General features: G+C 68.0%; 8 protein-coding genes. 5 read left to right on the top strand and 3 right to left on the bottom strand.

What is annotated here, in order from left to right:
- Positions 1–23: 23 nt before the first annotated feature.
- Positions 24–1,907, bottom strand: a complete 1,884-nt coding sequence (locus ASE02_RS07615; protein WP_082601938.1) for a TonB-dependent siderophore receptor — start codon at positions 1,905–1,907, stop codon at positions 24–26.
- Positions 1,904–2,608 (bottom strand): VTT domain-containing protein, encoded by a 705-nt coding sequence (locus ASE02_RS07610; protein WP_056732813.1) that lies wholly within the window; start codon positions 2,606–2,608, stop codon positions 1,904–1,906. The genes ASE02_RS07615 and ASE02_RS07610 overlap by 4 nt, the downstream gene beginning before the upstream one ends.
- 79 nt (positions 2,609–2,687) lie before the next feature.
- Here ASE02_RS07610 and ASE02_RS07605 point away from each other — a divergent pair, with 79 nt between their 5' ends.
- Genes ASE02_RS07605 through ASE02_RS07595 form a run of 3 tightly spaced genes read left to right on the top strand, consistent with a single transcriptional unit; the run spans position 2,688 to position 7,812 of the window.
- On the top strand, positions 2,688–5,294 hold the full coding sequence (locus tag ASE02_RS07605; protein WP_162257149.1) for a HEAT repeat domain-containing protein: 2,607 nt from the start codon (positions 2,688–2,690) through the stop codon (positions 5,292–5,294).
- Positions 5,294–6,253, top strand: coding sequence for an ABC transporter ATP-binding protein (locus ASE02_RS07600; RefSeq protein ID WP_082601935.1), 960 nt, complete (start codon positions 5,294–5,296; stop codon positions 6,251–6,253). The genes ASE02_RS07605 and ASE02_RS07600 overlap by 1 nt, the downstream gene beginning before the upstream one ends.
- Positions 6,254–6,258: 5 nt before the next feature.
- Entirely contained in the window at positions 6,259–7,812 is a 1,554-nt protein-coding gene (locus ASE02_RS07595; RefSeq protein WP_156405957.1) for an ABC transporter permease, read from the top strand.
- Positions 7,813–7,826: 14 nt separating this feature from the next.
- Here the strand turns inward: ASE02_RS07595 and ASE02_RS07590 are convergent, their stop codons facing one another.
- Positions 7,827–8,510, bottom strand: coding sequence for a GntR family transcriptional regulator (locus ASE02_RS07590; protein WP_056732805.1), 684 nt, complete (start codon positions 8,508–8,510; stop codon positions 7,827–7,829).
- Positions 8,511–9,048: 538 nt separating this feature from the next.
- Here ASE02_RS07590 and ASE02_RS07585 point away from each other — a divergent pair.
- Positions 9,049–10,092, top strand: coding sequence for a sugar phosphate isomerase/epimerase (locus tag ASE02_RS07585; protein WP_056732803.1), 1,044 nt, complete (start codon positions 9,049–9,051; stop codon positions 10,090–10,092).
- Between the two features lie 98 nt (positions 10,093–10,190).
- A complete protein-coding gene (locus tag ASE02_RS07580; protein ID WP_056732800.1) occupies positions 10,191–11,342 on the top strand; it encodes an aldose 1-epimerase in 1,152 nt (383 codons plus the stop codon).
- The last annotated feature ends 92 nt before the right edge of the window (positions 11,343–11,434 follow it).

Raw genomic sequence — 11,434 nt, 5'->3', positions numbered from 1 at the left:
GTTTCACCTCCAGCGCCGCTTGCTCAGAATTCCTGACTGATCGCGAGCCGTGCCCGCAGGCCCGGTGACGGAAAGCCGATCGCGGCCTCGTAGTCGTTGTCCAGCACGTTATCGATCGAGAGCCGGGCGATGGTTTGCGGATGGATGGTGAGCGCCGCATCAGTGGACACCACGGAATAACCGTCGAGGCGGCGCGGGCCGACCGGGATGGCGTAGTCCTTGCGCGGCCCGACATAGCTGTGACGGGCGGTCAGCAGCAGGGCCTCGTGCGGCCGCCACGACAGGGACGACGCCGTGCGCCAGGTCGGGCGGCTGAGCAGCTGTTCGCCGGTGTCGTCGTCCTGGGTGTCGGCGTAGGTCGCCTGGATCGCCGCGGCCAAGGTTGGGCTCAGGGCCCAGGTCAGCGCGGCCGACGCGCCTTGCGACACCACCAGCTTGCGGTTCTGCAACTGCGGCGGCGGGCCCGGCACGAAGTCGATCAGGTCGGTGTAACGCGCGTGGAAGACGGTGAGCGTGGCGACCGAGCCCTCCGCAATCGTCCACTCGACGCTGGCCTCGGCGGCCCGGCTCTTCTCCGGCCGCAGCGTCGGATTGCCGACGAACGGGTTGCCGAGGGCGTAGAAGCTGGGCGCCTTGTAACCCGTGCCGCCGGAGGCGCGGAGCACCAGCGGCGCGCCGGTAACCGCGTAACGCAGGCCCGCCCTGGCCGTGACTTCGCGCTCCAGGCCTTCAGGATCGTCGACCCGCACACCGGCGTTGAGGTCGAGGCCGCCGGCGGAGCGGCCGACCTCGGCGAACGCGGCCAGGCTCGTCCGCTCCAGCTTGAAGCCGGTGGGCATGTGGAACCCGAAGAAGTCCATGAACCCGTCCGAGCGGCCGTCCTCGACCTGCGCCTCCAGTCCCGCAGCCCCGGCCCAGTTTCCGCCGTTCACCCGAGCGCCAAGACCGGCCGATAGACGTTCATAGCGCGACCGATCCTCTCCGGCGGGAACCCCGAAGTCGTCAAACGCCGAGGGCGCTACGCCCGGGGTCACGACGGAGTCCCGCCGCGCCAGGTAGGCGGCGTCGGCGACGATGCGCAGGCGGCCGAGCTCCATAATCGGGGCCCTGAGACCGACCAGGGTTTCGCGGCCCTCTCGGGTTTCGAGCTCTGTCAGGGTCGCGAAACGCGGGCCGCCGCTGCTGTCGGGAAAGCTGTGGGCGCGGTTTCTGGAGATCTTGAAGACCAGCCGCGCGCTCTCGGGGCTTTCGTCCGCCGCCGCCTTGCCGGTCACCGACCAGGTGCGGAACTTCGACCCCGAATAGACCGATCCATCATCGCTCACCGCCGCGGTGAGGGAGCCGCCGAAGCTTCCAGCCAGCGGGCCGCGCCAGCCGAGCGCGACCGCGTAGTCCTGGTCCGAGCCGAGCGCGGCGCTGGTGGTGAACCGATGGTCGGGAGCCCCGCCGGGCACGATGAGATTGATCACTCCGGCCAGGGCGCCGGAGCCGTAGAGGCTGGAGAGAGGGCCGGCGACCACCTCGACCCGCTCGATCCCGGCGACGTCGAGTTCAGAGACGTTCACCGCGCCGCCGCGGCTGTTTGTGGTCGCCGTCAGCGGCACTCCGTCGAGCTGTACGACGGTGAAGTTCGGATCTGCGCCCCGCAGGAAGATCGAGGAAACGCCGCTGCGGCCGCCGGGGGCCTGAACATGGATGTCGGCCACGCCCGACAGGGCGTCCGCCACGCTTTGCCGTGCCGCGAGCGGCTCACCCTCGATCACAGCGAGGGCGTAGGGGGAGGCCGCGGCGGCGCCGACCCGCGAGGCGGTGACCACGACGGAATCGACGGAGGCCGGTGTCTGGGCGGCCGCATAGCCAGGCCAGATCGTGGCCGCGCCCAGGCACAGAAGGCGACGCATACTCATGGAAACTTACTCTCGTTGTTGGATCTGACACGCGGCGCCCACAGCCGCCACGTGGCCCAGGCGGCGGCCGGTAGACCGGCCAAGCCAAGGAAGATGAACAGGAAGACGCCAGTGGAGGCGGCGGCTGCGCCGGTCGCCGCATAGGCGGCGGCGACGCCGGTATTGGCGATCACCGTGGCCGCCAGGAACGGCAGCCTGGGCATCCGCGCCGCGCCGGCGGCCAGCACGCTGGCCTCAGCCAGCACCGGGACGGCTCTCATTATGATCAGAGCGGTGGGGCCGATCGTGTCGGAGAGCCGGCTGGCCCTGTCGAGTTCGTCCTGTCCAACCAAGCGGACCGCCGCGAACCGACCGGCGCTGGCGCCCAGGGCGTAGCCGAACAGGCTGCCGAGGTTGAGGCCGATCCAGATCACCAGGGTTCCAGCCCCAAAGCCGAACACCCCGCCGGCGAAGGCGCTCACCAGGCTCGATGGCACCGGCAGCACGACGTCGCCGGCCAGGAGGCCGATCACAATGAGGCCGCTGAGCCAGGGTCGGTCGCCGGCGGCGCTGAAGGCGCGCGTCAGCGTTTCGGCGATGGGCGCTTCCAGGATAACGAAGGGTACGATGATAGCGGCCAGCAGCAGGGTGGCGAGGGCGATCCATCGCAAGGTGCGGAGCCGTGAGGCAGGACGGCTCTCGCTGTTGTTGTCTAGCGCCACTTCCCCCTCCATAAAGCACACTGTATACAGAATCACCGCCGATCACCCATACAGGCGGATGAGGAAACGGGGAAGCGGCGTGAGTCTTCGCAAAGTTATGCTGGCCGGTCTAACGACGGCGGCGTTCATTATTCCAGTGGCCGTGCTCGGCCAAACGGGCGCGCTCAATCTGTTGAGCTCCCCGGCCAATCGGCCGTGGCCTGCGCCCGTGCATCCTGACGGGCAAGGCCAGGTCGCGGCGCTGTCGCCGCAAGACGCGCTGAAGACCTTCCACATGCCGCCCGGATACCGCCTGGAACTGGTGGCGGCCGAGCCGCTGGTTCAGAACCCGATCCTCATGGAGTTCGACGGCGACGGCCGTCTGTGGGTGTTGGAGATGCAGGGCTTCGCGATCAACGACGCGATGGACAACTCCTTCGAGCCCATCAACAACCTGGTCATTCTCGAAGACACCAACCAGGACGGCGTTTTCGACAAGCGCACCGTCTTCATGGACAAGCTGGTGATGCCGAGGGCCTTCAAGATCCTCGACAAGAACTGCGCCCTGGTCGGAGAGCCGCCGAACCTCTGGAAGGCGTGCGACACCAACGGCGACTTGAAGTTCGACACCAAGGAGCTGCTCGACAAATCCTTCTCCACCCTTGGCGTGGTCGAACATGGCGCCAACGGCCTGTTCTGGGGGATGGACAACCGGATCTACGTCGCCGAGCACACCTATGATCTGGAGTTCAAGAGCGGCAAGTTCGAGGTCGTGCCGGGCCTGAACCGCGGGCAATGGGGCGTGACCCAGGACGATGGCGGGCGGATCTATCGCAACGTCAACACCGATCCGCTGTTCGTCGACTACGTCTCTCCCCGCTATTTCGCCCGCAATCCCGATCTGGTGCGGACCGCCGGGCTCTATGAATCTCTGGTTCGCCAGGAGGACACCAAGCTCTGGCCGGTCCGGCCGACTCTCGGGCTCAATCGCGGCTACCGCACCGACATTTTCCGTCCCGACGGCACCGCCAGCTACTATGGCGGGGTCTCCTCGCCGCTGATCTATCGCGGCGACCGCCTGCCGAAGGAGCTCAACGGCCAGGCCTTCGTGGTCGATGGCCCGACCAACCTGGTCCACCTGCTCAAGCTTGAGGACGATGGCGCTGGGCGTCTGAAGGCCACTGACTTCTATCCGCGTGGGGAGCTCCTGGCCTCGACCGACGAGCGGTTCCGGCCGGTGGCGATGACCACGGGCTGGGACGGCGCGCTCTACATCACCGACATGTACCGCGGCGTCTCGCAGGACGGCCCGCTCCAGACCGACTACCTAAAGGACTACATCGGCAAGAAGGGGCTGGCGAAGGACATCAACCGGGGCCGGATCTATCGCATCGTCAAGGACGGCATGGTCTTGGACAAGAAGCCGTCCATGAGCGGGGAGACGTCGGCGCAGTTGGTGGAGCACCTCTCGCACCCCAGCGGCTGGTGGCGCGACACCGCCCAGCAGCTGCTCATTCAACGCGCCGACAGGTCGGTCGTGCCGGCGTTGAAGCGGCAAGTGTTGAAAGCTCCCGATTGGCGCACGCGCATTCAGGCGCTCTGGACCCTCAACGGGCTGGACGCGATGGACGCCAAGCTGGTGACCGCCGCGCTCGACGACGCCCGCCCGGACGTCCGCGCCGCCGCCGTGAGGATGGCTGAGCCCTATATCGGCAAGCCGGGCCCCGTCCGCGCCGCCTTGCTGCGCAAGATCGACGATCCCAGCTGGTTCGTGCGCCGCCAGCTGGCGGCCAGCCTGGGCGAGCTGCCGAAGGACGCCAAGCTCGAGCCGATCGTGGCCATGCTGCAGCGCTATGGCGACGACCCTGTCACCGTCGACGCCGCGATCAGCGGGCTGAGCGACCAGGAGGGCGCGGCTTTGGCCGGCCTTCTGCGGACGGGCAATCCGAGCCGCGACGCGATCGCCATGCTGGCCGGAGCCGCCAGCAAGAGCCGTGACCCGGCGCAGGTTCAGTCGCTGCTCGCCTTGGCGAGCGACGGCGCGCGGGCCGAGCCCATTCGGATCGCCCTGATGGAAGGGATGAGCATGGGGCTGCAAGGCGGCGATGGACGCGGTGGCGCCGGCAATGCGGTCGTCGGCGGCCGCGCCGGATCGGCGGTCCCCGGCGCCATGGGCCGCAGGTCCTCGGCGAAGGAAATGGAAATCGCCGCCGTGCCCACCTCGCTCATCGCCCTGGCGGCGTCGAGCGGGTCGGCGGCGGAAGCCGCCCAGCAACTGACGGCCGGCCTGCGTTGGCCGGGCAAGCCCCAGGCGCCGGCGGCGACGCCGCTGACGCCGGACGAGCAACGGTTGTTCGCCGCCGGAAAAGAGATCTACGACGGCACCTGCGTCGCCTGCCACTCCCCCGATGGACGCGGGGTGGAGCGTGTCGGAGCGCCGTTGGCCGGATCTGCCCACGTCAATGCGGCGGGGGATGCGACGACCCGCATCCTGCTGAGCGGCAAGGAGGGCAAGATGGGCTTGATGCCGCCGCTCGGCGCGGGCATGAGCGATGAGGAACTCGCCTCGCTGCTCACCTATGTCCGCCGCGCCTGGGGCAATACCGGCGCGCCGGTGGTTCCCGCGGCGGTCAAGGAGACGCGTCAGGCCTATGCGCACCGGGATACGCCGTGGACGGACGAGGATCTTGCTATCCGTCGGCGTTGATGACTGAAGCGCGGCCCGGTGAGCCGGGCGCCGCACCACGACGCCAGCCCGGCGTCGTGGTGCGCGGCCTCAGCGTCAGCTACGGCGACGTGGTCGCTGTCTCGGGCGTCGACTTCCAGATCGAGAAGGGTGAGGTGCTCGGTCTTCTGGGGCCGAACGGCGCGGGCAAGTCGACGATCATCGACGCGATCACCGGCCTGCGGGCGCCCAGCGCCGGCGCGATCGAAATCTGCGGTGTCGACCTGCTGCGCCGTCCCGCCGACGCCAAACGCAAGATCGGCGTGGCGATGCAGACCACTGGCCTGCCCGCGGCGATCACGCCGCGCGAGGCGCTGGAAGCCTTCGGCCGGCTCTACGGGGTGGCGGCGCGGGTGGGCGAACTTGAGGCGCGCTTTGGCCTGGAGGCGAAGTCCGGCGCACGGGTCGCCACCCTGTCCGGGGGGCAAAAGCAGCGGCTCGCCCTGGCCCTGGCCTTCGTCAACGATCCCGAGCTGCTGGTCCTGGATGAACCCACGGCGGGCCTCGACCCGGCCAGCCGGCGCGAACTCCACGGCTACATCGGCGGGTTGAAGCGCGAGGGGCGGGCGGTGCTGATCGCCACCCATGACATGGACGAGGCCTATCGTCTGTGCGACCGGCTGATCATCCTGCACCAGGGCCAGATTGTTGCGCAGGGCGCGCCTGGCGCGCTGGCCGCCAGGGTCGGGGCGGCCATGCGGGTGGAGGTGCATGCCGGCACACCCGTTCAAGCCGAGTGGCTGAGCGCCGAGCCGTTGTTCGATCATCTCGTGGTCGACGGTTTCACCGTCAGCTTCTCGACCGCCAATCTCGAGGCCGCCCTGGCGCGCCTGATGGCCGTCCTTAGCCTGCAGGCGGTGGAGGTCGTCACCCTGCGGGCCTCGCGCGCCAGCCTGGAAGACATCATCGCCGAACTCGTCCAGCGGCCGGGGCTGGAGTGACCGCGATGCAAGCGCTTCTAAGCCAGACCGGCCTGGCGTTGCGGCTGGCGTTCCGCAATCCGATGGGGCTGCTCTACGGCTTTCTGTTTCCGCTGATCTTCCTGGCGGCGTTCTGGGCGCTCTACCGCTACGAGGAGGTCCCGCTGGCCCTCCATATGGGCGAGCTGCTCACCGTCACGGTGCTGGGCGGGGCCTGTTTCGGCCTGGCCACGACCCTGGTCAGCGAGCGGGAGCTGGGGGTTTGGCGGCGCTACCGGGCGACGCCTACGCCGACCTGGGTCTTCGTCACCGCTATCCTGATCAGCCGCTACCTGCTGATCGCGGCGGCGGCGCTGTTGCAACTGCTCGTCGCGTTCGCCGTCGGCATGCCTGTCCCGACGGATCCGGCCGGCCTGTTCGTGGCCTTCACCTTCGTGACCATCGCCTTCCTGGGCGTGGGATTGGTCATCGCCTTGTTGGCCGACAACGTGCCGGCGGTGCAGGCGCTTGGACAATGCATCTTCCTGCCGATGCTGATGATCGGCGGGGTGGCCGTGCGGCTCTCGGCCCTGCCGGACTGGGCCCTGCACGTGTCGGCCTTCTTGCCTGGCCGATACGCGGTCGCCGTGATCCAGAGCTGCGTGACCGGGGGCGGTCTTGGGGATCGAGGGTTCGACCTCTTCGCCCTCCTGGCCATCGGGCTGGCCGGGTTCATCGCCGGCGTGACCCTATTCCGCTGGGAGCCGAGCGGGCGGCGTGAGCGCCGGACTAACCTGATCGGCGCGGTCGCCGCGGTCAGCGGTTGGGTGCTGGTCGGCCTGCTGGCGCACGCCCAGGGCCGCATCGCTGCACCCGTGACTGTGCTGGAGGATGTCGGGAGCGTCAGCGACTACGTGGCCCCGCGCGTGACGACGGCGCGACCGGATACGCCGAGCGATGTCGTTGCGTCGAGCGCCAGCACGGTGGCTTCTGAGGCGGCCCCACACGTCGCGGCGCCTGAACAAGGGATCTCTCGCCCAGAACCCGCGCCTGCGGTCAGACCCGCGCCGACGTCCTGGCGGGAGGTGACGCCCGCCGACTTCGATCAGGTCGCCTTCGATCGCCTGCCGTCGGACGACGGCCTTGTGGCCCCCGTCGCGCGAGACGGGCAGGAACCGGACCTGGCGGCCGTGGATCAGTTGGAGCGTGTTCGCGCAGCGCTGCCGGGCTGGCCGCCGGGGCGGGTGGCTGATCCGGTGCAGCGGGTTCGCAACCTGCTGTACGTGGCCGCTGTTCCCGACCTGCTGCAGATGGGCGAGATCGAGCGGTTCCTGCCGGCGATCGTTCTGGAGCGCCTATCGGCGGAGTTCAGCAGGGCCGAGCTCGCCCGCATCCTCTTCTGGATCGCGACCCATCCGCTGGAGGGCGAAGACTCCGCGATCGGGCAGCTCGAGACGGCCGGTTTGCCGGGCGTCAGCGGGCCGACCCGCGCGGTGCGCGGCCGCGCCATGCTCTACGCCTTCAAGCTGCTAGGTCGCCTAACCGGTCAGCTTCCCGCGAGGCCGGACACGCCCGCGCCGGACGCGGCGGCCCAGCCTTAGAAGCCTGGGACCTTCTACGGCTGCGCGCTCGCGAAGCTCGAGAACTTCTCGGGGTCCTTGTAGTACATCCGCAGGTGCTCGATCACGGCGGCCTCGGGGGGCGTGTCCGAGCGGCCGAGGATCACGTCGAGCAATTGGCGGTGGTGGTTCATGCGCCAGTGATGAACCTCATTGCTGACGTGTTCGAGCGCGGTGTGCGCGAACAGCACCGTGGCGAGCGAGTCCAGCGCCTTGGCGAGCTGAGGGTTTCCCGCCGCCTCCCAGATCGTGCGGTGAAGCTCCAGGTCGAGCGCGGCGGAGTCGATATCGGTGGAGCCGTCGGAGTTCTCCATCTGCTCGACCAGGCTGGTGAGCTTGGCCGCCAACGGCCGCGTCATGCGTGCGCGGCAGAGCTTGATCGCCTCGGCCTCGAGCACCACGCGAAGGCTGTTGATCTGCTGCACCTCCTCGTCGGAGAGCTCGGTGACGAACATGCCTCGCCGCTCGTGGCTCATGACCAGCCCGTGCTCGCGGAGCTGCATCAACGCTTCTCGGATGGGGATGCGGCTGATGTTGAATTCCCGCGCCAGCTGACTTTCGTTCAGTCGGGCGCCGGGCTTGTACTTGCCGCTCAGGATCGCCTGACGGACAAGATTATAGACGTATTGCTTCAGAGTTGTCGGCGTGCTCTCGCTGGATGCCTGAACAAGGGTCGCCACTATATGAACTCCTAGCTCCACGACTTGATATCCTGCTGGCTTATGCGGCGGAATAAAGTCGTAGGTTGCATTCAATGCTAGGGGCGGGCGCCCTGGCTCGCAAGTGTTGTGCAGCTGTGGCGCGTATATTTCTCCTGTTGAATGTACGAAGTGCGTGGGCGACGGACACTTGATCGCCGCCGCCGGATTTCTGATCAGCACGTGTACAGCGCGCCGATGAGCGGCCTGCGAGGTCATGGCTCAATTCGCGGCCGCTCCAGGTGACGTGGATCTACTGAGCTCTCGCCGCGCGCGGCGCCAAACAGGTCTGTTTGAGACTGCTAGAGGCGCCCGTCGCGCGCTCCAAACGCGCCGTTGACACCGACTATTTCGTATTTAGTATACAGATTGATCGGGGCTGGAGGCGCAGGTTTCGCCCTCGACGACCGGGCCGCCTGGCCTCGGGGGAGCGCGCCTAAGTTCATCGCAGACGTGGCCGTCGTGACGGGCGGTGGTTGACAGCAAAATAGCAGCGGGAACGCACCCGCGCGGAGGAAACGTGACGACCAGACGTGAACTGCTCGCGGCCGGAGCCGCCATCACCGCCGCTGCGTGGTCGGGGGAGGCGTTCGCACAGTCGCTGCCCCGCAAATCCAAGATGGGGATCGGGTCCGCCTCGCTCGGCGCCTACAGCCGTGGGCGGGAAGGGGCCGCCGACTCCGTGGCGGTCGTGGAATATTGCCGCTCGCTCGGCGCTGGAGGCCTGCAGTTCTCGCCGAGCGGCGACCTAGCGCGGGTTCGCCGGCGCCTGGAGGAGTTGGAGATGTGGGTGGAGGGCAACGCTCGGCTCCCTAGCCGGCTTTCGGACGACACCGCAGCGTTTGAGAAGTCGCTGCTCGACGCCAAGGCGGTCGGCGCCAGCGTCGTACGCGCGGTCAGCCGCTCACCGCAGGGCTTCAGCGGCCGTCGCTATGAGAGCTTCAAGTCGCTTGAGGAATTCGAGGCCTGGCAGGCGGAGGCCAATGCGATCGTCCTGAAATGCCTGCCGATCGCCGAGAAGATCGGCGTGAAGATCGCGCTGGAAAACCACAAGGACCGACTGGTCGACGATCATGTGGCCTTCCTGAAGGCGACGTCGAGCGAGTACCTCGGGGCGCTGGTCGATCCCGGCAACAACCTGGCCCTGCTCGAGCAGCCGGTGGAGGTCTGCACCAAGCTCGCCCCCTACGCCTTCGCCTGTTCGATGAAGGATATGGGCGTGGCGCCCTATGAAGACGGCTTCCTGCTGTCGGAGGTCCTGTTCGGCGACGGGGTCGCTGACCAGGCGGCGCTGTTCAAGATCCTGAGCAGCCACAACAAGATCAATCCGGTCGAAGAGCTGATCACCCGCGACCCGCTGAAGGTCCCGTGCCTGACCGACGCCTACTGGGTCAGCATGCCCAAGGACCGGAGGGCGCGCGATCAGGCCCGGCACATGGCGTGGGTCAAGACCAAGGCCAGCAAGCTGCCCTATGTCGACCAGCTGACGCCTGAAGGACGTCTCCAGGCCGAGGCCGACAATCACCGGCGGACTCTGGAATGGTGGACCGCCAAGGTCGGCTGAACGCCTGCGGGTCGGCAGGGGAGGGGAACAGGGCGATGGAGACGTTCGGCATGCGGTCAAACACAAGGCTTGCCTCAATCTTGCGTGGGCTGAGCGTCGTGCTCGTCGCCACAATCCTGGCCTTGCCGGGGATGGCGGCGGCCCAGGCTCGCTACACGGCTCGGATCACCGGAGACGTGGCGCAGCTCCGCGATGCTCGAACCGATACCGTCGTCTCGGTGCTGACCCCGGTGAGCAACGCATACGAGATGGTGGTCCGGGGACACAACGTCCTGCGCATGCCGATCAAGTCGGTCGACGACATGCGGGCGCGTCCGGGGCTGAACGGGATCCCGCTGCTCGCGCCCTTCGCCAACCGGCTCGACGAGACGGCGTTCTATGCGAACGGCCAGAAATACAACTTCGACATGGAGCTGGGGAACGTCCGGGGGCCGGTTCCCATCCATGGCTACCTGACCGGCGCCAGCGCCTGGAAGGTGGTCGAGGTGAAGGCCGATGCGGGCGGCGCCTGGGTGACCAGCAAGCTCGAGTTCTACCGCATCCCCCGCTACATGCAGCAGTTCCCCTTCGCTCACACCCTGACCATGACCTATCGGCTGGCCGACGGCGCGCTGGAGGTGCGGACCCGGATCGACAACCTGAGCGACGAGCCGATGCCGGTGGCGATCGGTTTCCACCCCTATTTCCAGCTGACCGACTCCAATCGCGCCGACTGGACGCTCAGCGTTCCGGCCAAGACCCACTGGCTGCTCGATGAGCGTAACGTTCCCACCGGGAGCACCGAGCCGGCGTCAACCTTCTGGGGCGGCGATTCCAAGGCCGTGCCGCTCAGCCGGTTCAACGGGCGCCTGATCGACAACGTGTTCACCGACCTTGAGCGTGACGCGCAGGGACGCGGGACGGTGACCCTGAAAGGGGCGCGGCAATCGCTCTCGGTGACCTTGGGGCCGAAATACAAGACCGTCCTGGTCTACTCCACTGCGGCCCCGCCGCCGCCCGCGACCGGAGGTGGCGGAGCTAGGCCGAGCCAGACCCCACCGCCGCCGGTCAGCCAGGGACCGGCCGTGCCGCTCAGCGCCACCACGGGTGAACCTGCTCCGCCTGAGCGCGGCTTCGTCGCCTTCGAGCCGATGGCGGGCATCACCAACGCCATGAACGCGGCTCAGAAGGGAACCTACAAGGACCTGCAGAGCATCCCCGCCGGGCAGTCGTGGGAGGAGAGCTTCTGGGTGAAGCCGAGCGGGTTCTGAGTTTCGTGAACTGAGGGGGCCGCGGCCCCCTCAAGCGAACTCGACCAGCACCTCGTCGGCGGCGACGGAGTCACCGGGCTTGGCGCCGATGG

Source organism: Phenylobacterium sp. Root700 (assembly GCF_001429025.1).
In the GTDB taxonomy this organism is placed as follows: domain Bacteria; phylum Pseudomonadota; class Alphaproteobacteria; order Caulobacterales; family Caulobacteraceae; genus Phenylobacterium.
This window is presented reverse-complemented; position numbering and strand designations above follow the sequence as displayed.

Bases quoted from the DNA above. Each gene is read 5' to 3' on its own strand.
- ASE02_RS07595 (WP_156405957.1), top strand. From the start codon at position 6,259: ATGCAAGCGCTTCTAAGCCAGACCGGCCTGGCGTTGCGGCTGGCGTTC.
- ASE02_RS07615 (WP_082601938.1), bottom strand. From the start codon at position 1,907: ATGAGTATGCGTCGCCTTCTGTGCCTGGGCGCGGCCACGATCTGGCCT.
- ASE02_RS07600 (WP_082601935.1), top strand. From the start codon at position 5,294: ATGACTGAAGCGCGGCCCGGTGAGCCGGGCGCCGCACCACGACGCCAG.